A 20,846-nucleotide genomic window follows, 5' to 3' on the forward strand; every position below is an offset into this window, starting at 1 on the left:
AATTATTTACCGAGCTTGCCCAATTGATTGGCTAAACTGCAAAATAATAAATTCCGCAGGACGAACAGCAGCCATACCAATTTTGACGATCATTTTGCCCTGTTTAATATCGTCATCAGTCATAGTGGTATCCTTACCAATTTGAACAAAATAAGCCTGTTCAGCTTTATTTCCCACCAATCCGCCTTGTTGCCAAAGGGAATAAAGATAATTATCGATAGCTCGACGCACTATTTCCCAAGTGGGTTGACTGTTAGGTTCAAAGACCGCGAAGCTCATGGCATTTTTAATGTCCCGCTCTGCGCTGTTAAACAGGCGGCGAACCGGGATATAGCGCCAATTATCACTGTCCTCAAGTGTACGGGCCCCCCAAACCAATGTGCCGCTCTTAGGAAAGGTGCGGATCATATTCAGCGCCTTTCCTTGGTTATATTTCCCTTGCAGATCGTCAGTCACCAGATATTTAGGTTGTAATCCACCTTGAATAGCCACGTTAGCCGGTGCTTGCCAAACACCCCGGCTGTTATCGACACGGGCATAAATACCCGCCATCACTGCGCTGGGAGGAATATCAACCTTGGCTTTTTCATCTCCCCATTCAGCGGTCAGCCAAGGATAATAAACCGCGCCATAATGAGTAGCAGGATAAGATTCGAGTACATTTTCCGTTTTTTCCACTTCCGTTTTTTCCACACTGGTGGTGCTATTCCTTTTAGTAGGAGTATCTTTAGAGGCATCGTCTCCTTTGGTAACATCAGATTGTGGGCCATCAAAAATGGCAAATAGTCCTTTTCCCGGTTGGCAGAGTATCCCTACGGCAACTTTGATGTCTTCTCCAGCAGCAACCAGCAATGTGACATCGTCGAGTTTTGGAACTTGTTTTTCTAAATCTGTGGTTTTGACGAGATAACAATATCCACCGCCGTTAATAAAATAGGCGCGCAGTGAAATATCAAGCTTATCACCAGAATCAAATGGCCTGCCTTTTAGTGTCAGATATTCCAACCAGCTATTAACTCGAAGAGAGGTACTCGCTGATACAAATGAATTGTCATCTTCGACAGCAAAAACAGGTACCGCCGTTGCACTTGAACGAATAGAGAGTGCCAATGAGGCATCTTCTTCAATATAGACACCCGGATAAGATGTAACAGTTGTCATAATATTAGCCTTTAAAAACCACTGAATGGATATGCCAAGCTATTCGTGGCACCAAACAGTGTATTAATGGAATTCCACAGTAACCCGATCGGCTTTCAAACTAATTTCCTGCACCGCAACTTCATTACTGGAAGCATCAAAACTGGGCGCCGTCAATTTTTCTGGAAAAGCATTAGAAATATTCCAGGTAATTAGCAAGCTTGAACCGGTTTCATCAGTCAAGCTGATAGAAATATCTTTCTTTTCTATCTGATTAAGCGAAATAGAATTAATCCAATCGTATAATTTAGATTGCCCTTTAAAAATACCGCGTTTCAAGGTAATCGTTGGTCTCTGACGCTGACCAGGCATTTGTAACCAGTTACCAATTCCATCACGATATTCAATTGTGTCATAGCTGATATCTAATCCCGATACGCTTTGAAAAGACATTTGTTCATCACCAACAGTAACGACAAAACGGTAAGTGGGAATGGGGTATTGAACAGCAATTTGCTCGGCAGTTGTAGACATTGTTATTTCCTTCTAAGGAGTTTATTACATTTATAAGCTGGGTTAGAATACTCATCATTATCATTTCAGGTACGCTACCGCCCTTAGGTATCATGCCTAATTCTGCTAATTCTGGTATATCCGCCTGGCTTTATATTCATATATCCACATACTCATTAAAGAATGAGGCGATCTAACGACTACTGACCAATGACTAACGACTAACTCAGTTAATACGTGATAAACATCACGTTGGCGTTATTCATAGCTAAATAATCACGCGACCACACCTAAATAAAAGTTAAAAATAAAAATTAATTATTTTAATTTATATTTTTCCAAATAATTCAATATCATAGAACAAAGCCATTCAGTTAATTGGGTTATTATTCATGATCACTTATTCACTCATTAATCCCTAAAAAGTTCTTATCTATATTATGAATTATGAAAATTTCCTCTGTTTCCAAAGTAGATAGATAATTCACCACAAATATAAAAAAAACTGATAAATAATTATCATTAATTTTATTTCTTAATAAGAAACAGAAAAATAACCCACATGACAAAATAAAATAAAAAATTTTAAATCATTTATTTTCTTGCATTACTCATGCAGAAATTATATAAATTTTAACAGGCATAAGCCTATTTGAGCTCTCCTAGCTATGACGAATAGACAAACACTAAACAGAGGCAGAGAATGCGTTATGCTGAAAATAACTAGAGATGTTTATTTAGACTGTGACTCAAACAAAATAATCCATGGTAAAAATATATTCGTTATTACGGAAAAAGAGAAACGCCTGCTACTCGCACTGTGGGAACATGCATCGCAAGGGAATACGTTAAACCGGGAGCAACTCATCCCTTTAGTTTGGCCTGAACGCAAAAATGGTGTAGCAGAAACCAATCTGCTGCAATTGATCTGTAAATTACGCCGAACACTACGCTATTGTGACTTGGGTGAAGCAATCCACACCGTATACCGACAAGGCTATCGTTTTATCCTGCCATTTCAGGATAATGAACAAGATGATAGTCAGTCAAAAAATACCCAATTATCCACGTCCACTGATACAACCCCAAAGCCGTCTTATTGGCGTTTCACCAGACTTGTTATTATGTTCATTACGGCAAGCATCTGGCTATCAACTATCCTATATACCGCCCCTTTTCTGACTAAGAAATAATGATGACTTTTATACCCAATAGATTTCAAGTTGCAGCGCGGCGGCAAGTGAACGCATCCCCAGGAGCATAGATAACGATGTGACTGGGGTAAGTGAACGCAGCCAACAAAGCAGCAACTTGAAAGATGAAGGGTATATTTGCAGATCGGTTAATTCACCGTCAATGGAGGTAATTAAAGTTATCAACTCTCCTCCGCGGCTCACTCAGTAATTGATGGGCCGCTTTAATAAGAAAATATCATGACTCATAACGATGAGAAAACACGCCCACCATTAACAGCATTGAGGTTATTTGTTTTTTCATCGATGTAACTCCTTCGTCATTAAATAGAGTACTGCACTACCCTCAGGTAATTGATTAATAACGATATGGTCGCTATTTGTCAGGTGAATTACTTCAGTCAGCATAGCTGATGTCAAAAATACAGACAGCGGCCCTGGCTGGCCAAAAGAGTGATCGATTAAATGAATCGGGTTCTCCGGGGAGAAATTGAGTGAATTATCATAACTGTAAATCATCAGCTCAGTCCGCACCTTGTCAGTGACACCCGTTACCCAAAGGTGTTTCATGTTCTTTTTATCAATACGGTTATATTCAAACAATACATGCAAATCTTTTATTATTTCTCCCGGTAACGAAGGTAAAGGCCGCCTCATGCCAGCAAGAATGTTTAACTTCTTTTGAGTAGCAAATTTTGTGGATGAGAATAGTTGAGCAGACACAAATTCACTGTACGCCTCTCTGTCATCCTTAGCAGGCCAAAGCTGCAATGCGATAACCATTATCAGCCCCTCAAAAGTCGCCTCATTATATAACTTATCGATCTCATCCCGGTTCGCTATGTGTACCCGTTGAACTTTCCAGTGTTGACCAATCAATTCCTGATCGCGAGACAAATCGATAGAAGGGGATTCTGCGAGATAAACCTTACGCAAAAGGTAGCGATAACCCGGGCATTGTTTTTCAAAATCCTGATCAATTTTATCCAATAATTGCGAGATATCTCTTGATGGTGAAAATAATGCACGCCCTCTATGAGGAAAAGCAGGAATATCTTTCGAATCACCTAATAGTGATGCCATGCCTTGTTGTTCAGGCGTCAAAATAATATTACCGACCACAGCCAGTTGTTTTCTGCTCCATTGCTGCCATTGGAAACGGGTTTCAGCACTGGCCTCTTCCCAGGCATACGCTGCCGCGCAATATTGCTCATAGCGATTTAACACTGCGCCGAATAACATCAGCCATACCAAAAAGGAAGGTAAACTGCTATAAAGCGCCGCGTGAACGAAATCGGTCATGTCTTTTAGAAAAGCATAAACGAGTGTGCCGGCAACCAGTATTAAAAGCAAAATGATAAACCATAATTTATAGCGTAAAGGCGCTACTGGTTTAAGTTCAGGTATTTCAGGAATAGGCCAGCTCATGATAATGACTCGATATGGTGATGGAACGCAGGACTTAAACTATAGCAAGAGCAATCACCCATCATAACCGGATTAATGCCCTGCCTCTTTTTAGGGCAAGAAATCAATTTAATCATATTCAACCTCTGATTAGTTCATTACTTTTAAAAATATCCGACTTTTCACCAGCAGAACAATAGCCATAATAGGTAGTAAAATATTTAATTTAAAAAGAATTTTTATTGCTATTAGAAAGCACCCGGCCTTTTACGAAAGGTACTTATTACCGTATCCCAAAATGTAATCAGCTCATCTCCGGTATAGGGCGTCGGGGGTAACTGATAATTCATTAACATAATACTAACATAGGGATTCTTATAATCTCCTGCGGTTTCATTTGCAATAAGATCAAATTGATACCGGGGATTATTGTCAAAAGGTTGCAAACCAATTGCTAATAATTCTTCCGCATGAATACCGTTTACTTCCCGTTTTCCTTTCCTGGCTATTCCGCCGCGGTTAGCATGCAAATCCTTTTCAATTTCACCAATACGTTCAAGCAAAGTATTTTCCCCCGTAAGGTCATTAATGATTTCAACGCTGAACGTGAAATGATCATCCTTATTTCCCTGATAGACAAAGGTCATCCTCTCTTTCTCACTGCGACCGCCACTACCGGCAATAAATCCGTCAGGGATGCAGGTTCCCGCTACTGTCGGGATTTCTGTATCTTTTCTGCCGCTGATTCTGGCAAGCAGGCTGTTCATTTTATGCAGAGTTTGATACAACTGATTATATTCCCTTTCAGAAAATCCACCTTTGATAAAATCGTCCCTGTCTGCTTTATACTTATCATCTGACAACTCAGTAAATTTCATTGTTACGGTAAAAGCAACACCATTGCTATACAAATGCGCTTCTAATACCCGGGCATAACCAGGAATACCAGAACTTTCATTTCTATCGAAGATCACACCTTCCATATTACCTTGCAGACGATAGACTTTTTTTAAAAAAGGCATATCTTTCGGATCAACATATTGAGTCGTCTTTAATTCCTGCTCTCTAGCCTCTATCCGATATTCAAATTCAGGTGGATACAAACGTTCCGTTTCTATTTGCGCATCACCAATAAATATCCCATCATGGATAATATTGCCAAATGCTGTGGGGATATCAATCAGATAACGGCCCACACAACGGGTTTGCATATTGGCTAACATTTCAGTTGTCACTTGCTTTTCCTTCTCGGTTAAACTGGGGTGATAAGGGTCAGGGAAATACCACCGCCAGAGTGCATAAATAGCCAACACAGACAATAAAATAAGAAAGATATTTTTCTTATTCAATCTTCACCGCCTGAACCATCTTCACAATTGAACGCAGGGTAAATAACCTGGCTTTATCCTCGTTATATGCCCCTTCATGGTCAGCATCCGTTGCCAACTGGCTGCATAATCTTCTGGTTGGAATACGGCCAGCCTGTTCCGGCACGGTACCATCCCCTTTCTCATTTGGAGGGGCCAGTTTAAAAGTTTTCGCGGCAATATCCTGAAAAGAAGGCCCGACAGAAAATTGAACCATACGTGTTGTGCCAGTTTCCAAATCAAAAGGATCATATAACGGTTGATTAAATGTCATGCCAGAATAATCTTCTGTTTTATTGTAATAATTTTTACTGACTTCTTTCCAAGAGATAACTCCATATGACAAATGTTTCTCACTAGCACCATAAAAGGCATACGTATTGGGGTGGTATTTACCACTCAGCTCTTCAATAAATGGCTTGACTGTTTTCTTCATTAATCGCCAGTAATCATTCCAGCTTTCCTTATCTTTCCATTTATCTTCTTTATCTGGATTTAAAAACCGGGTTTCACATAATCCCCACCATCGGCTCTTTTCCAGATAGATTTCCTGATAAGGGTCGGATTCCGGCAGCTTGTGCATGATTTTACCATCGGCGATATGTAACCAACCTTTACCATACGCCTTTCCCGGCAAGAGCTGTAAAGGGCCAGGAGACTGAGCTAATACTGGGGTCATCTCTGCACCATTACTGCCGATAACCAGCCCAGTTATGCCATCTTCACCGGTTTTCATCCTCTTATAAGTCATGGGTGAACCCGTATCAGGCATAACGCCATGCACGATACCTAAAATTTTATCCCGGCCACCCAACTTTTCTGAATAATAGCGGGCTACCAGCCCTCCCATGGAGTGAGTAACTAAAATAACCTTATTTGCCGCACAACGTTTACCGTAGAGGGCTAAAACTTTATCAACATATTTTGCCAGCTTTTTAGCGGAATCCTCATTAGATTGCAGCCAGTTATAACCCATCACGTGAACCGGATACATAAAACGATAACTGTGTCCAACCTCTTCCTCTGTCAGTGGTTCTTCACCCCACTCAGCCCCCAGATTCTGACCGATCAATTGTTGACGAGCAGTCTTTTTTCCCTGTCCTTCCATGCGATACTCAAACACCAGACGCTCATCATCCAGCACCAGTTGAAGCCAGGGCAAAAAATGACCATAGCTCAGATAGGCCACTTCTCCCCAACCACGTTGGTGACGATCAGGAAGTTTCCTCCCTTCGGCGATGTAATTATTTATTGCACCCGAATCGTAAATATCGGTGTTCTGGGGATCTAACGTTCTTTTCCTATAAGAAGCATCCTTTGATATCCAACCTGCAACACCAAGCTGAGAATTTACCAACCAAACCGGAACACCATCTTTCGATTTTAAATTGCTCCCCATTACCCCCGGCAAGAAAATCACCGGGATCACCTTACTCGCGTATTTCAAACAAACTGCTATCAGGTTTTCTTCCTTTCTGGCATTAGGTAGGTTGTAGTACGGACGACCACATTCATCATATTCAGGATGAAGATAAATTTTATTTTCTTTTTCTTTTTCAATTGGTTTATCCATTATCTACTCCTTATCTTCTATTGCGTTAATGGGATGAGTTGTTTCTGGATAAGGTTATTCTCTTAACGAGTGTCTACAGAAGCCAATATAAATAACATGGAAAACATAACATATCAAAAAAAACCAAACAATATGAAATTTATTTTCAGGAAAGATTTCATTGATTCTTTTAATCTGGATTACCGAAAATTATTATTTCAATAACAGTTCTTCCATTTTATACTTTAATAAATTACAAATGTAATGATGCCCCCCTATTCCATCGACTTTCATTAAATATATTTTCATTTAAATTTCAATACCTTAAATTACACAAATCAATGTAAAAGAGTCAATTTATCTATTCTATCATTGCCATCCCCTCATTCATTTGGCAAGTAATCGGAATATCATTTCCCTTAATAAGAAAGAGAATTAATCTCAATTACGCTATATTTAACTAAACGATACTTAAACAACATCGTCCATAAACCTCATAATCAATGGCATTTTTAGGAATATTCTTAGTGATCTCTTAATGAAGGTTTAATTATAAAAACATGGATCAATGAGGATTAACACGCAGAAAAGAATTACCTATATTCGAAGAAAATCCAGCATTGATGAGAGGATGAGTTGTCAGTCTGACATTACTAATTAATGAATAAAGTAACTTTACGATGTTAAACAAATTCATAAGTAAACGAAACTATTCACCTCGTTAAACAGTCATAATCGCATCTATGATGACCTCAACCAACTACATGAATTACTGAAACGTCAGGATATTGATGGCGTGCAAATTGTTTATAACTGGAAACAATTGGAGAGTGCGCCGGGAAAATATGATTTTTCCGCGATCGAAAAAGATCTGATGCTGCTTAATAAGATCCAAAAGAAGTTGTTTATCCAAATTCAGGATCGCTTTTTTAAGAAGGATGCCCGCTATATCCCATTTTATCTTCAACAGAACTCGAAATATCAAGGCAGTTTAGTTGCGCAGGTTGATAATCCCGGTGAAAATAAAGAGCAGGGTTACGGCTGGGTTGCTATTCACATGTGAATGGAACAACGATCATCAATACATGTCCCGGCTATTTAATTTCGCGTCGAAAAATAAGATCGGCCTGGGTAGCCCCGATATCGTGCCATATCAATCCGCACAGATGAAAAACACCCATCCCTTTTTCAACCGTTACAAAGGCAAGCTGGATTTATGGATTTGGTTGCGATGGCAGTCCAGGAACCAACTTTGACCGACATTAACTCAAAAAACCCAAAACCCTTCACTCAGGAGAAGTTTGCTGATTTCGCTGAAAACGACCTGGGGGCAAACATCATTTTTTGGAACACTACAACGCCATGGCTGAAACAATAAGACAAGGTTGTGGTAAACGCGCCAGAAGGAGAATATCACCAAGAAAGACTGTAGCTATCCCTGAATAGCCTGAAGCCGGGAGAACCCCGGCTTAGAAATCATGTATCACTTATCTCAATGAATACATGGCACTCACATGCAGGATGCTTTGTACTTCGAGCAAGGTTCGAATTAAGCAAAGCGAAATAACAGCGTAGTGCTTACAGCGTGTTAGTCCAAAAGGCGAGGAAACAGTCTATCTTTCCCTACCACCATAAAAAATTATTCCGGGTATAACAAAAAATAATAAATATAAATTTATCATCTGGGTACAGTGAAAACTTTCTATCATCATCTCCGCAAAACAACAACGCGGAGCTTACAATAATCTACTCCGCGTAAAATAAATTTAACTCATATCATTTACTGAATCGATAAAACGATTAAGTACACTTGAATGTGATTTAGACTTATAAATATAACATTGGTTTGCTGCACCCGGTTTTTCAATAGGAACAAAACTTAAAGCATCACCTCCTTCCAATTCATCAGGATGAGAGTCTGTAATGAAAATATAGTCTCTTGAATAAATGAAATTCATGCAGCACCCCATATTATCCATCTGGCGCATATTCACTTTGCCACCACTTTGAATAACTTCTTCTTCCAGATTTTTAATGAAACTGCTTTTATAAAGTACAGGATCACATAACCAAGTATTATTTTTTAGTAATTGCATTACATCACCGCCAGCAATATCCAATAACTCTTTTCGGCAACAAATTCCCAATTCTGGTCCTTTTATTTTACGAATAAGACTAAAACGGTCACTTAGTATCTTTTCTGAGCTCATAATGAGCGTGTTGCCGTCATAATCCACTATTTCTTCAATGTTATCATAACTAAACCGGAATATATTTACTTGGGAGCTATTTCTGTCAGCTGCCTTATATAAATAAATTAGGTGTTTGTTTTTCCCCCAATCGTAATAAATATTAACTATGTTACATATACTACCACTGATATGTTTTTTAGTTATTTCTTTTTCTTGTAAATAAAGATCTTTAAGATCATTATATAATTCTAAACCATCTTTAGTCAGACTCATCCCAAATTTCTCCCTTTTGAAAAGGCGCTTCCCTAATGTTGCTTCGAAGTCTTTGATTGATTTAGCTACTGGAGGAGTTGTACGGTTCATCACTCTTGCCGCTTTACTTAAAGAACCATTTTCCACCACTGCCATGAATGCTTCTAATTTACGAGAAAAAAACATAATTCACCGTTCCTATATAACTTGTGGCTAAAATAATTTCTTTGAAATAGCCTTCACCAAATGACAGCTAAATCAGTTCGATACTGTGAAGGCGTAAATTTTGTACAAAAAAACAAATACTTCTCAAACATATACCACATAAAAAAAGCTTATGTTCAATACATAGGTGGCTCAATAAACTCTATTATTCATGTTTATCATGGTTCAAAAATTAATCTTAACCAATCAACCATTAGAAAATATAAACATTACTAACGAGCTCAATTTTCTATCAAAGATTAGGATAGGGTTCTACATTTTTCAGTAATCAATTTTTGTAACACTAGAGATAAAAACGGTCTAACCTCAGTGTTTTCTCACCATAAATTATTATATTTTTCACAATTAATTATAATATTAGGGGTTCCGTTACTATTTCGTCCTGACCATTGTCAATAGTTACTTTTTAAGATCCATCTGTTATTATTGTTCTTGTGTCTTTTCACTGGATGGCTGTAAAAGATGAAATTTATCTCTTTTAATATTAATGGATTACGTGCCCGCCCCCATCAGTTAGCTGCGATCGTCGAGCAACATCAACCCGATGTTATCGGCCTACAGGAAACAAAAGTTCATGATGAGGCGTTTCCTTTAGAAGAAGTGAGTAAACTTGGCTATCATGTGTTTTATTACGGCCAGAAAGCCCATTACGGCGTTGCTCTGTTAACACGCCAGGCTCCTGTTGCTGTGCGCCGTGGTTTTCCTGGGGACGATGAAGATACCCAGCGCCGTATTATCATGGCAGATATGGAAACCCCACACGGGCTATTGACAGTCATTAATGGCTATTTTCCACAGGGAGAAAGCCGTGACCATCCAGTGAAATTTCCTGCAAAAGAGAAATTTTATCAGGACCTGCAAAGCTATCTGGAACAAAATTTATCACCTCAATCGCAAGTGCTTATCATGGGGGATATGAATATCAGTCCGACGGATCTGGATATCGGCATTGGTGAGAACAACCAAAAACGCTGGTTAAAAACAGGTAAATGTTCTTTCCTGCCAGAAGAGAGAGATTGGATGGATCGCCTGAAAAGTTGGGGTTTGGTTGATACATTCAGGAATCTGAATCCTGAATGTAACGACCAATTTTCTTGGTTTGATTATCGATCAAAAGGGTTTGATGATAATCGCGGGCTACGCATAGATTTACTTCTTGCTAGTCAACCCTTGGTGGAGCGCTGTATTGCGACAGGTATCGATTATAAAATCCGTGAAATGGAAAAACCGTCAGATCATGCGCCTGTCTGGGTAGAATTTGAAATGTGATATTCTGTTAACGCCGGATATCAACCATTTTTTTAAAATAACGTAGCACTGCGCCCTACGGCGCAGCTGCTTTAGCGTTTTTTGTCGATTTTGTTTTTTTCCCTTTTTTCTCTTTAACCGGAACCGGGGGCAAATCACGAAAAGCTTTTAAATTACGGTTCTGTTTAGCCTGCCAAATTAATTGCTGCAATGTCTCCTCAAGTGGCCCCATGAAATCTTGATAACGGAACTGTTTTTCGCTGATTTGCGTTAATCGGGACTCCCAGTGGGCTGTCATATCCGGTAAAGCGGCCATATCAGGCAATACATGAATAAGCGCCCTACCCGCAGGCGTTGCATGAATATGACGCCCTTTTTTATAAAGAAACTCCCGTTTAAACAACAGTTCGATAATGCCGGCTCGTGTTGCTTCAGTTCCCAGCCCATCCGTTGCACGAAGGACTTTCTTCAATTCCTTATCCTGCACAAAACGGGCAATTCCCGTCATAGCAGAGAGGATAGTTGCATCCGTAAATGGCTTTGGCGGTTGAGTTTGCCGTTCTATCACTTCTCCTCTTTCACACAATAATTCATCACCCTTAGCAACAACCGGTAATGGTGTTCCGTCATTTTCTTCATCACGCTCTTTATTACCAAGCAATGTTCTCCAACCTGCCTCAGCCAGAAAACGCGCTTTAGCAATAAATTTGCCACCGGCAATTTCCAATTCAATAATACATTTACGGAATATGGCATCTGGGAAAAATTGCATCAAATATTGTCTGGCAATCAAACCATAAATATTATCCTCGTTGTCTGTCAGATTTATATGGTTACTTCGTGCCGTAGGAATAATCGCATGGTGGGCATCAACCTTTTTATCATCCCAGCAACGATTCTTCCTGTCTGTTTCCAGTAATGCTTGTGGCAACAGATTTGTTGTATGAACAGATACTGCATTAAGCACCGCATGGCGCCCGGCAAAGTGCTCTTCAGGCAAATAACGGCAATCAGAACGGGGATAAGTAATCAGCTTATGCGTTTCATACAATCGCTGGCAAATATCCAACACTTGCTGTGCATTCAGACCAAAACGTTTAGCAGCTTCAATCTGTAACGAAGATAATGAAAACGGCAAAGGAGCAACCTCAGATTCCCGTTTATCCTGATAGGATGTCACATAGGCCGGCTGGCCGGTGATTCTGGCAACAACATGTTCAGCCAAAGGCCGATGTATCAATCGCCCTTCTTCATCCAGAAAATCAATACAAGATTCACTTGGCTGCCAGAGCGCGGTAAAACGCTCATCCTTTGGCGTCACAATATGCGCTTTCACCTCAAAGAAATCTTTTGGTACGAAATGCTCAATCTCTTCATCCCGGCGAACCACTAACCCCAGCACAGGCGTCTGAACCCGCCCGACAGATAATACGCCCTGATACCCCGCATTGCGTCCAAGCAAGGTATAAGCCCGGGTCATGTTAATGCCATACAACCAATCAGCCCTGGCTCTGGCGAGAGCAGAAACACATAGCGGGATAAAATCCCGGTTATCTCTTAATCTGTCAATAGCTCTGGTAACCGCTTGTGGATTTAGATCACTTATCAAGCAACGGCGAACATTTTTTCGCTTTTCACCATCCAATTTCAAAAAATCCAGAACCTCATCCACCAGCAGCTGCCCTTCACGATCCGGGTCGCCCGCATGTACCACTTCATCTGCTTTTTCCAGCAACTCCCGGATGACGTTGAGCTGTTTCGCCACAGAAGATCGCGGTTTTAACTGCCATTTCTCCGGAATAATAGGAAGATCAACCAGTGACCAACGGGCAAAACGACTGTCATAAGCATCAGGTTCCGCCTGCTCCAATAAGTGCCCAATACACCAGGTCACAAACTGGTTATTTCCACAAGCAATAAAGCCATCACCACGGCGATGCGGTTTCGGTAAAACATCAGCAATCGCCCTGGCTAGGCTTGGTTTTTCTGCAATAAAAAGCCGCATGGATATTATTCATTAACCTCAATCAGCACTCTGCCTGACTGTTGCTCAGACAACTCACCCATTGCTGTCAGTTCAATGCCATGACATCGTGCAATCATTTTCACTTCATCTGCCGCTTCTGGAAGAACGGCCAGCAACAGGCCGCCTGATGTTTGCGGATCACATAACAGGTTACGCTGAAGCGCTGTCATTTCACCAATAAGATGACCATAACTGTCAAAATTACGCCCAGTGCCCCCCGGAACACACCCTTTTTCAATATAAGATTCCACTTCCGGCAGTTTAGGAATTTTTGCAAAATGGATAGTTGCCCGGACACCCGATCCTTGACAAATTTCACTCAAATGCCCTAACAGACCAAACCCGGTCACATCAGTCATTGCTGTAACACCCGCAACTTCGGCAAGATCAGCCCCCAGTTTATTTAGGCGACACATGGTTGCTGTCGCGACGCCCTGATGCTCAGGCAACAACAGGCTTTTTTTCTCCGCCGTGGTCAATACCCCAATGCCAAGCGGCTTTGTCAGAAATAGCTGGCTACCGGCTTTCGCTGCACTGTTCCGTTTCACCCGGTCAATATTAACGATACCGGTTACAGCCAGACCAAAAATAGGCTCAGGCGCATCAATAGAATGTCCTCCCGCCAGTGAAATTCCTGCATCTTTACAAACAACCCGGCCACCTTCAATCACCTTGCGGGCAATTTCCGGCGCCAGTTTATCCATCGGCCATCCCAGAATCGCTATCGCCATAATGGGCTTACCGCCCATGGCATAAATATCGCTGATAGCATTTGTCGCGGCAATCCGTCCAAAATCAAACGGATCATCAACGATCGGCATAAAGAAATCGGTCGTACTGATAATGCCCGTACCATTGCCAATATCATAAACCGCCGCATCATCACGCGTTTCATTACCCACCAGTAAGTGAGGATCAAGAAATTTTTCCTGTTCACTATGCAGAATGGTTTCCAAAACTTTCGGTGAAATTTTACAGCCGCACCCAGCACCGTGACTGTACTGGGTAAGGCGAACTTCTGTTGGCATAACAGACTCCGGTCAGAAGTAGCTGACAAAATTAGTCATATCCGGCGTGGCAACGTTGCCCGGCGCTTTCAAAACAGGCGTTCCAAGGTAGAGAAAACCTACTACCTTGTCATGCTCATTACAACCCAGACCAGTACGCACCGTATCATCATCAGTCCATGAGCCAGTACGCCAGATACCACCAAACCCTTGCGCCACTGCCGCCATTTGCATCGCGTGCACCGCGCAACCGGCAGAAACCACCTGTTCCCATTCCGGTATCTTGGAATTCTCCATCACCTTTGCCAGAACAGCGATAATTAATGGTGCACGATAAGGCGCACTTTTGGCTTTTTCTTCCGCTTCAACCCCCAGATTACTGTCAACGGCAGCCTGGTGAAGTAATTGTCTAAACCGATCAATCCCCTCATCCTGCATGACAATAAAGTGCCACGGCCGTAATGCGCCATGATCAGGCGCTCTCATTCCCGCGGCCAGAATATTCTGTAACGCTTCATCTTGAGGCGCCGGTGTTGTCAAACGTGATACTGAACGTCGGTTCAACAAGAGTTCTAATGCTTTCATATTTTTTCTCCTGAATAAGCTATTTTGTTATAAGCTAACATTTTCTGTTTATTTGTTAACGAATAAAAGCCCAAAAGCGGCCTTTTCGGACAATTTGACACTATTTGAAGCTGACATTTATATGTCTGGTCATTAGGATAGCCCTACTTGATCCTATCTTTGGAGATGATATGCGTATTTTATGGAAGTGGGTCGCAAGATTATTTAAATGGAGTTGGCGACTGCTGAATTTTGTTCGGGAAGTCATTTCAAACCTGATTTTTATCCTGCTTATCCTGGTGATTGTTGGCGGCTTTATGCTTTATCAACAGCCCAATAAAACGGTGGATAGTTATCGGGGAGCATTGTATGTCAATCTCACCGGTGTTGTTGTGGATCAGGTTTCCAGCCGTAACCCATTGAATCAATTGGGACGTGAACTGTTTGGTTCATCTGGCAATAAATTACAAGAAAATTCTCTGTTTGATATTGTTGATACTATTCGCCTGGCAAAAACCGATAACAAAATCACCGGTCTGGTGCTGAAACTTGACGATTTCATCGGCGCTGACCAGCCATCGATGCAGTATATCGGTAAAGCGATTAATGAGTTTAAAACCTCAGGCAAACCCGTTTACGCTATCAGTGATAACTACAACCAACCGCAATATTATCTGGCCACTTTTGCCGATAAAATTTATCTGTCGCCACAAGGTGCGGTTGGTCTTTATGGCTATTCAACGAATAACCTCTATTACAAATCCCTGCTGGATTCACTGAAAGTCACCACACATATTTTCCGGGTCGGGACGTATAAATCAGCCGTAGAGCCGGTTATGCGCGATGATATGTCTCCGGCTGCACGGGAAGCTGACAGCCGTTGGATCAACGGTCTTTGGCACAACTACCTCAATACTATCGCCGCTAACCGCAAACTTTCTGTTCATCAGGTATTCCCAGGCGCGGATGAGATGATTGCCGGTCTGCGTACTGTCGGCGGCGACAATGCCCAATATGCACTTAAACGCAAACTGGTCGATTATGTCGCTCCACGCAATATCATTGAAAGTGAAATGACAAAAGCTTTTGGCTGGGATGAGAAAAACCGACATTTCAATGCCATCAGTATTTATGATTACGCGCCACAATTGCTGGCAAATAAATCATCATCCAAGGGCAATATTGCCGTTATCATAGCGCAAGGCGCGATCGTTGATGGTCAACAGGTTCCAGGAATGGTTGGCGGTGATACAACCGCCGCTCAGATCCGTCAAGCGCGTTTGGATAATAATATCAAAGCCGTTATTCTGCGGGTAAACAGTCCTGGCGGCAGCGTTAGCGCTTCCGATGTTATCCGCACTGAGCTGGCCGCTCTGCGTGCAGCGAATAAGCCGGTCGTTGTTTCTATGGGTGGAATGGCTGCATCCGGTGGTTACTGGATCTCCACCCCCGCAAATTACATCATTGCAAACCAAAGTACGTTGACCGGTTCTATTGGTATCTTCGGTGTCATTACCACTTATGAAAACAGTCTGGATCATATTGGTATCCACACTGACGGCGTTTCCACGACACCACTGGCGGGTATTTCTATCACTAAAGGGCTCAGTAAAGAGTTCTCAGAGCTAATGCAGCTTAATATTGAGAGCGGCTATAAGAACTTTATTGGCCTTGTTGCTGACTCACGCAATAAGACATCAGAAGAGGTCGATAACATTGCTCAGGGCCATGTGTGGATTGGTAATGACGCTAAAACCAATGGATTGGTCGACCAATTAGGTGATTTCGACGACGCGGTTGTCAAAGCGGCTGAATTGGCAAAACTGGATAATCCAGAACTTGATTGGATGCAGCCGGAAATGTCATTCAGTGAGTTGCTGATGAACCAGCTGACGGCAACCACTCAAGCTATCGTACCGGAAGCTCTTCAGGCATGGCTGCCTGCGCCACTGACACAGGTCGCTCAGGCAGTAAAACAGCAAGCTGAGTTCTATCGCCATTTGAATGATCCACAAAATCGTTATGCGTTCTGTTTAAACTGCGGAGATATTCGCTAAAAAACCATCATAATGCATGATATTAGCAAAAACATGCCGTTAGAATTCCTCGGTATGATCCTGGCGATAACTTAATTAATGACGTTTTTAGCCTGACAGATACCCTGTCAGGCTTTTTTTATTTTGTAATACTCCTATAATTCAGCTGATCTTTTTACGAGGCACAGTCATGCAGAAGAAATCTATTTATGTCGTCTATACGGGCGGAACAATTGGGATGCAACGCTCATCTCAGGGATATATTCCCGTTTCCGGGCATTTACAGCGCCAACTCACCAAAATGCCCGAATTCCACCGGTCTGAAATGCCGACATTCACCATCCGTGAACATCAACCACTGATTGATTCTTCTGATATGACGCCAGAAGACTGGCAACTTATCGCTGACGATATCCGGCAAAATTACGATGATTATGATGGTTTCGTGATCCTGCATGGCACGGACACGATGGCATTTACCGCATCCGCTCTCTCTTTTATGTTTGAGAATCTGGGTAAGCCAGTGATTGTGACAGGATCACAAATTCCACTAGAAGCACTGCGTTCTGACGGGCAGACAAACTTGCTGAATGCGCTTTATCTTGCCGCTAACTATCCCGTTAACGAGGTCAGCCTGTTTTTCAATAATAAATTGTTCCGTGGGAACCGGACAGTCAAAGCACATGCAGACGGTTTCGATGCTTTTGCCTCACCAAACTGTTCCCCATTGATGGAAGCGGGTATTAACATCAAAACCTTCAATGCATGTCCGGCCCCTGCCAGCCATGGCGAATTTATCACTCATCAGATCACCCCTCAGCCCATTGGCGTGATAACTATTTACCCCGGCCTTTCCAGTCAGGTTGTGAATAATATTTTAATGCAACCGGTTAAAACCTTAATCCTGCGCTCATATGGCGTCGGCAACGCGCCACAGCATCCTGAATTATTGAAAGAGCTAAAACAGGCGACAGAGAGAGGGATTGTGGTTGTCAATCTGACTCAGTGCATTTCTGGCAGGGTAAACATGGAAGGCTACGCAACCGGTCATGCTTTGGCTGAATCCGGTGTTATCAGTGGCTACGATATGACCTTTGAAGCAACGTTAACTAAGTTGCACTATTTACTCAGTCAACCCTATAGCAGTGAAAAAATTCGTTATTTAATGCAACAAAATTTACGTGGTGAATTAAGTTATGCCGACAAATAATCTGGGAAAGAGATGAAAACAGCCCTATTACTTATTGATCTACAGAACGATTTCTGTACCGGCGGTGCGTTAGCCGTAAAAGAGAGCGAGCACGTCATTGATGTTGCAAATCAGGCAATTGATATCTGTCTGAAACACAATATCAGCATTATTGCCACCCAAGACTGGCACCCTGCTGAACATATGAGCTTTGCAGTAAACTCCGGTCAGAAGATCGGGGATATCGGTATATTGAACGGTATTCCGCAAGTATGGTGGCCGGAACACTGTGTTCAGGGGCAACATGGCGCTGATTTCCATCCACAACTGAACAAGCAGGCCATTATTGAGGTTTTCTACAAAGGCGAAAATCCACAGATCGACAGCTACAGCGCTTTCTTTGATAACGGCCATCAGAGTAAAACCCGGCTTGACGATTGGCTGCAAACAGAGCAAATTGAACGCCTGTTTATTATTGGTATTGCCACTGATTATTGTGTGAAGTTTACCGCGCTGGATGCGCTGGCATTAGGTTATGAAACCTGGGTAATCACTGATGGTTGTCGGGGAGTTAACCTCAGTCCAGGTGATAGCCAATCCGCATTCAAAGAGATAAAAACACAAGGCGCGATCCTGATAGAGCTTGCCCAGTTAGAAAGCGCCCTTTTCTGATACCCATCAAGGCCAGGCTGAGTTCAACAAACTCAGCCTTTTCATAGCCATCTTGCGAAGATTATGGCTTAAATGTTGCCACCATTTCAGACTGAAAGGCCGCTTTCAGTTCTTGTTTACTCTTCATCACCAACTGACCATCAGTACCGATTGTCATATGCTCAGGTTCATGGTTATGCCTTGCTTGCCATAACATAATCATTTGCAGGCTATTCTCTTTCTGCTCTACAGTTAAAGGCTCACCATCCTGCCATTTACCCAGTTCGACTGCCTGAACCAGGCGTTGATATATCTCTGGTGTCATTACTGATAACAGATCATCCAGTTCCATTGATATTTCCTCATTATTTTCCAGAATTAGCTGAAACGATTTTTCTTACATAAATTAACGGCGATGCCGGCAATGATAAAAGTGTCTAACCGGCTGTTTTATCACCTGTATTTTCATCAGTGAAACTTAACGCAGCCGAGTTGATACAAAAACGTTCTCCTGTTGGTTTCGGACCATCAGGGAACACATGCCCCAAATGAGCGTCACAATGGCGGCAACGAACTTCAATACGCTGCATATTATGATTATTATCATCAAGATACAGCACCGCATCATCACTGACAGGCTGGTAAAAACTCGGCCAACCGCAGCCTGAATCAAATTTAGTATTGGACATAAATAACGGCTGCCCACAGCACAGACAATGATACACGCCACTTTTTTTATTATGTAGCAATTTCCCCGAAAATGGCGGTTCCGTCCCGGCATTCTGGGTAACATGACGCTGAATATCAGTAAGCTCTGTATAAAGGGAAACATCAGGATTCTTAGCCATAACGACCACCTTAATAAGACTCATGTTTTCAATAAAATCAAATGATAATAACAAAAGATTAACATTACATCAGTGGAATCTATTTTAAGCGGTTAACTAAAGATGTTTATCCTACTATTTGTGATGTGACTCGCATATCTAACCGATTAACTTTCAATATCTGTCGGTGCCCCGATAATGATGGGCGGATCGATTGCTGGTACCGTATAGCAAGCGTCTGAATGGTGTACTCAAAGTCGATGTTTTTCGACTATTGACACGATTCCGCTTGACGGCTGGCAAGGTTTTGGTAACTTTAGTAATAATTTTTAATTCACTAAAAAATAGCTGGTGGAACACTATGACTATCAAAGTAGGTATCAACGGTTTTGGTCGTATTGGCCGTATTGTTTTCCGTGCTGCACAAGAACGTTCAGACATCGAAATCGTCGCAATCAACGATTTGCTGGACGCCGAATACATGGCTTACATGCTGAAATACGATTCAACTCACGGTCGCTTCAATGGAACGGTTGAAGTAAAAGACGGCCATCTGGTTGTTAACGGTAAAACTATCCGTGTTACAGCAGAAAGAGATCCCGCTAACCTGAAATGGGATGAAGTGAGCGTTGATGTTGTTGCAGAAGCAACAGGTATCTTCCTGACTGATGAAACTGCACGTAAGCACATTACCGCGGGTGCGAAAAAAGTGGTTCTGACCGGCCCGTCCAAAGATGACACACCGATGTTTGTTATGGGGGTTAACCACAAAGCTTACGCAGGCCAGGACATCGTTTCCAATGCCTCTTGCACCACTAACTGTCTGGCGCCGCTGGCTAAAGTTATCAATGATAAATTCGGCATCGTTGAAGGCCTGATGACCACTGTTCACGCAACCACTGCGACGCAGAAAACAGTGGATGGCCCTTCTGCGAAAGATTGGCGTGGTGGTCGTGGCGCCGCTCAGAATATCATCCCATCTTCTACCGGTGCAGCGAAAGCAGTAGGTAAAGTTATCCCTGAACTGAACGGTAAACTGACCGGTATGGCTTTCCGTGTTCCTACTCCTAACGTCTCTGTTGTTGATCTGACTGTACGTCTGGAAAAACCAGCGACTTATCAGCAAATCTGTGATGCCATCAAAGACGCCGCTGAAGGTGAACTGCAAGGCGTTCTGGGTTACACCGAAGATGACGTGGTGTCTAACGATTTCAACGGCGAAAAACTGACTTCTGTATTTGATGCAAAAGCCGGTATCGCTCTGAATGACAACTTTGTGAAGCTGGTTTCCTGGTATGATAACGAAACAGGTTATTCTAATAAAGTTCTGGATCTGATCACTCACATCTCTAAATAACTGAGTCATCACCTTGCCTGAAAAGAGCTGCCTTTCTGGCGGCTCTTTTGTTTTAATCTGTTTACAACATGCGTTATTCTTGGGCCATGCCCAGCGCACA

At 42.1% G+C, this 20,846-nt stretch carries 20 protein-coding genes; 8 read left to right on the forward strand and 12 right to left on the reverse strand.

Features of this window, described 5'->3' with window-relative positions; genetic code table 11:
* Positions 1–6 precede the first annotated feature (6 nt).
* Complete coding sequence (locus LGZ99_RS01040) at positions 7–1,161, reverse strand: phage tail sheath family protein (RefSeq protein WP_036837077.1); 1,155 nt, start codon at positions 1,159–1,161, stop codon at positions 7–9.
* Between the two features lie 63 nt (positions 1,162–1,224).
* Positions 1,225–1,674: a phage tail protein gene (locus LGZ99_RS01045; RefSeq protein WP_021325533.1), complete on the reverse strand. Its 450-nt coding sequence runs from the start codon at positions 1,672–1,674 to the stop codon at positions 1,225–1,227.
* A 689-nt stretch (positions 1,675–2,363) separates the two neighbouring features.
* Between LGZ99_RS01045 and LGZ99_RS01050 the strand changes: the two genes are divergently transcribed.
* Complete coding sequence (locus tag LGZ99_RS01050; RefSeq protein ID WP_021325534.1) at positions 2,364–2,846, forward strand: winged helix-turn-helix domain-containing protein; 483 nt, start codon at positions 2,364–2,366, stop codon at positions 2,844–2,846.
* Positions 2,847–2,855: 9 nt separating this feature from the next.
* Here LGZ99_RS01050 and LGZ99_RS01055 read toward each other — a convergent pair whose 3' ends face one another.
* From LGZ99_RS01055 to LGZ99_RS01070, 4 genes are all read right to left on the reverse strand, one after another.
* Entirely contained in the window at positions 2,856–3,032 is a 177-nt protein-coding gene (locus LGZ99_RS01055; protein ID WP_160171144.1) for a hypothetical protein, read from the reverse strand.
* A gap of 114 nt (positions 3,033–3,146) precedes the next feature.
* Positions 3,147–4,274, reverse strand: a complete 1,128-nt coding sequence (locus tag LGZ99_RS01060) for a KPHS_23130 family T6SS system protein (RefSeq protein ID WP_036837075.1) — start codon at positions 4,272–4,274, stop codon at positions 3,147–3,149.
* 227 nt (positions 4,275–4,501) lie between these two features.
* Positions 4,502–5,602: a Tli4 family immunity protein gene (locus LGZ99_RS01065; RefSeq protein ID WP_036837074.1), complete on the reverse strand. Its 1,101-nt coding sequence runs from the start codon at positions 5,600–5,602 to the stop codon at positions 4,502–4,504.
* Positions 5,595–7,193, reverse strand: a complete 1,599-nt coding sequence (locus LGZ99_RS01070; protein WP_072008824.1) for an esterase/lipase family protein — start codon at positions 7,191–7,193, stop codon at positions 5,595–5,597. Before LGZ99_RS01070 ends, LGZ99_RS01065 begins: the two co-directional genes overlap by 8 nt.
* Positions 7,194–7,968: 775 nt before the next feature.
* Between LGZ99_RS01070 and LGZ99_RS24640 the strand changes: the two genes are divergently transcribed.
* Positions 7,969–8,235 carry a hypothetical protein gene (locus tag LGZ99_RS24640; RefSeq protein WP_051769147.1) on the forward strand — a complete coding sequence of 89 codons (267 nt, stop codon included), beginning with the start codon at positions 7,969–7,971 and terminating at the stop codon, positions 8,233–8,235.
* 153 nt (positions 8,236–8,388) lie between these two features.
* On the forward strand, positions 8,389–8,550 hold the full coding sequence (locus LGZ99_RS24645; RefSeq protein WP_315903445.1) for a hypothetical protein: 162 nt from the start codon (positions 8,389–8,391) through the stop codon (positions 8,548–8,550).
* Between the two features lie 388 nt (positions 8,551–8,938).
* Here LGZ99_RS24645 and LGZ99_RS01080 read toward each other — a convergent pair whose 3' ends face one another.
* Entirely contained in the window at positions 8,939–9,802 is an 864-nt protein-coding gene (locus LGZ99_RS01080; RefSeq protein WP_021325537.1) for a helix-turn-helix domain-containing protein, read from the reverse strand.
* 501 nt (positions 9,803–10,303) lie between these two features.
* Between LGZ99_RS01080 and xthA the strand changes: the two genes are divergently transcribed.
* The gene (xthA, locus tag LGZ99_RS01085; RefSeq protein ID WP_021325538.1) at positions 10,304–11,110 is read left to right on the forward strand and encodes an exodeoxyribonuclease III; all 807 of its coding nucleotides are present in this window, start codon (positions 10,304–10,306) and stop codon (positions 11,108–11,110) included.
* 55 nt (positions 11,111–11,165) lie between these two features.
* Here the strand turns inward: xthA and LGZ99_RS01090 are convergent, their stop codons facing one another.
* The 3 genes from LGZ99_RS01090 to LGZ99_RS01100 are packed head-to-tail and all read right to left on the reverse strand — an operon-like array spanning position 11,166 to position 14,707.
* On the reverse strand, positions 11,166–13,094 hold the full coding sequence (locus LGZ99_RS01090) for a DNA topoisomerase III (protein ID WP_021325539.1): 1,929 nt from the start codon (positions 13,092–13,094) through the stop codon (positions 11,166–11,168).
* A gap of 5 nt (positions 13,095–13,099) precedes the next feature.
* Entirely contained in the window at positions 13,100–14,143 is a 1,044-nt protein-coding gene (gene selD, locus LGZ99_RS01095; protein WP_262978798.1) for a selenide, water dikinase SelD, read from the reverse strand.
* A gap of 12 nt (positions 14,144–14,155) precedes the next feature.
* Positions 14,156–14,707, reverse strand: a complete 552-nt coding sequence (locus LGZ99_RS01100; protein WP_262978799.1) for an NAD(P)H nitroreductase — start codon at positions 14,705–14,707, stop codon at positions 14,156–14,158.
* 170 nt (positions 14,708–14,877) lie between these two features.
* Between LGZ99_RS01100 and sppA the strand changes: the two genes are divergently transcribed.
* From sppA to pncA, 3 genes are all read left to right on the forward strand, one after another.
* Positions 14,878–16,743 (forward strand): signal peptide peptidase SppA, encoded by a 1,866-nt coding sequence (gene sppA / locus LGZ99_RS01105; RefSeq protein WP_262978800.1) that lies wholly within the window; start codon positions 14,878–14,880, stop codon positions 16,741–16,743.
* A 169-nt stretch (positions 16,744–16,912) separates the two neighbouring features.
* Positions 16,913–17,932: an asparaginase gene (gene ansA / locus LGZ99_RS01110; RefSeq protein WP_036837067.1), complete on the forward strand. Its 1,020-nt coding sequence runs from the start codon at positions 16,913–16,915 to the stop codon at positions 17,930–17,932.
* Positions 17,933–17,944: 12 nt separating this feature from the next.
* Positions 17,945–18,583 carry a bifunctional nicotinamidase/pyrazinamidase gene (pncA, locus tag LGZ99_RS01115; protein ID WP_036837066.1) on the forward strand — a complete coding sequence of 213 codons (639 nt, stop codon included), beginning with the start codon at positions 17,945–17,947 and terminating at the stop codon, positions 18,581–18,583.
* 61 nt (positions 18,584–18,644) lie between these two features.
* Here pncA and LGZ99_RS01120 read toward each other — a convergent pair whose 3' ends face one another.
* Positions 18,645–18,914 carry a YeaC family protein gene (locus LGZ99_RS01120; protein ID WP_021325544.1) on the reverse strand — a complete coding sequence of 90 codons (270 nt, stop codon included), beginning with the start codon at positions 18,912–18,914 and terminating at the stop codon, positions 18,645–18,647.
* An 85-nt stretch (positions 18,915–18,999) separates the two neighbouring features.
* Positions 19,000–19,410, reverse strand: a complete 411-nt coding sequence (gene msrB / locus LGZ99_RS01125; protein ID WP_023045181.1) for a peptide-methionine (R)-S-oxide reductase MsrB — start codon at positions 19,408–19,410, stop codon at positions 19,000–19,002.
* A gap of 340 nt (positions 19,411–19,750) precedes the next feature.
* Here msrB and gapA point away from each other — a divergent pair, with 340 nt between their 5' ends.
* On the forward strand, positions 19,751–20,746 hold the full coding sequence (gapA, locus tag LGZ99_RS01130) for a glyceraldehyde-3-phosphate dehydrogenase (protein WP_036837062.1): 996 nt from the start codon (positions 19,751–19,753) through the stop codon (positions 20,744–20,746).
* The last annotated feature ends 100 nt before the right edge of the window (positions 20,747–20,846 follow it).

The sequence above is a fragment of the Photorhabdus temperata genome (assembly GCF_025384845.1).
Taxonomy (GTDB): Bacteria; Pseudomonadota; Gammaproteobacteria; order Enterobacterales; family Enterobacteriaceae; genus Photorhabdus; species Photorhabdus temperata.

What these genes read in the sequence shown, in the direction of transcription:
- LGZ99_RS01120 (WP_021325544.1), bottom strand. Translation starts at nt 18,914, where the DNA reads ATGGAACTGGATGATCTGTTATCAGTAATGACACCAGAGATATATCAA.
- xthA (WP_021325538.1), top strand. Translation starts at nt 10,304, where the DNA reads ATGAAATTTATCTCTTTTAATATTAATGGATTACGTGCCCGCCCCCAT.
- msrB (WP_023045181.1), bottom strand. Translation starts at nt 19,410, where the DNA reads ATGGCTAAGAATCCTGATGTTTCCCTTTATACAGAGCTTACTGATATT.
- LGZ99_RS01100 (WP_262978799.1), bottom strand. Translation starts at nt 14,707, where the DNA reads ATGAAAGCATTAGAACTCTTGTTGAACCGACGTTCAGTATCACGTTTG.
- LGZ99_RS01060 (WP_036837075.1), bottom strand. Translation starts at nt 4,274, where the DNA reads ATGAGCTGGCCTATTCCTGAAATACCTGAACTTAAACCAGTAGCGCCT.
- selD (WP_262978798.1), bottom strand. Translation starts at nt 14,143, where the DNA reads ATGCCAACAGAAGTTCGCCTTACCCAGTACAGTCACGGTGCTGGGTGC.
- LGZ99_RS01080 (WP_021325537.1), bottom strand. Translation starts at nt 9,802, where the DNA reads ATGTTTTTTTCTCGTAAATTAGAAGCATTCATGGCAGTGGTGGAAAAT.
- gapA (WP_036837062.1), top strand. Translation starts at nt 19,751, where the DNA reads ATGACTATCAAAGTAGGTATCAACGGTTTTGGTCGTATTGGCCGTATT.
- ansA (WP_036837067.1), top strand. Translation starts at nt 16,913, where the DNA reads ATGCAGAAGAAATCTATTTATGTCGTCTATACGGGCGGAACAATTGGG.
- LGZ99_RS01045 (WP_021325533.1), bottom strand. Translation starts at nt 1,674, where the DNA reads ATGTCTACAACTGCCGAGCAAATTGCTGTTCAATACCCCATTCCCACT.
- LGZ99_RS01040 (WP_036837077.1), bottom strand. Translation starts at nt 1,161, where the DNA reads ATGACAACTGTTACATCTTATCCGGGTGTCTATATTGAAGAAGATGCC.
- LGZ99_RS01090 (WP_021325539.1), bottom strand. Translation starts at nt 13,094, where the DNA reads ATGCGGCTTTTTATTGCAGAAAAACCAAGCCTAGCCAGGGCGATTGCT.
- LGZ99_RS01050 (WP_021325534.1), top strand. Translation starts at nt 2,364, where the DNA reads ATGCTGAAAATAACTAGAGATGTTTATTTAGACTGTGACTCAAACAAA.
- pncA (WP_036837066.1), top strand. Translation starts at nt 17,945, where the DNA reads ATGAAAACAGCCCTATTACTTATTGATCTACAGAACGATTTCTGTACC.
- sppA (WP_262978800.1), top strand. Translation starts at nt 14,878, where the DNA reads ATGCGTATTTTATGGAAGTGGGTCGCAAGATTATTTAAATGGAGTTGG.
- LGZ99_RS01070 (WP_072008824.1), bottom strand. Translation starts at nt 7,193, where the DNA reads ATGGATAAACCAATTGAAAAAGAAAAAGAAAATAAAATTTATCTTCAT.
- LGZ99_RS24645 (WP_315903445.1), top strand. Translation starts at nt 8,389, where the DNA reads ATGGATTTGGTTGCGATGGCAGTCCAGGAACCAACTTTGACCGACATT.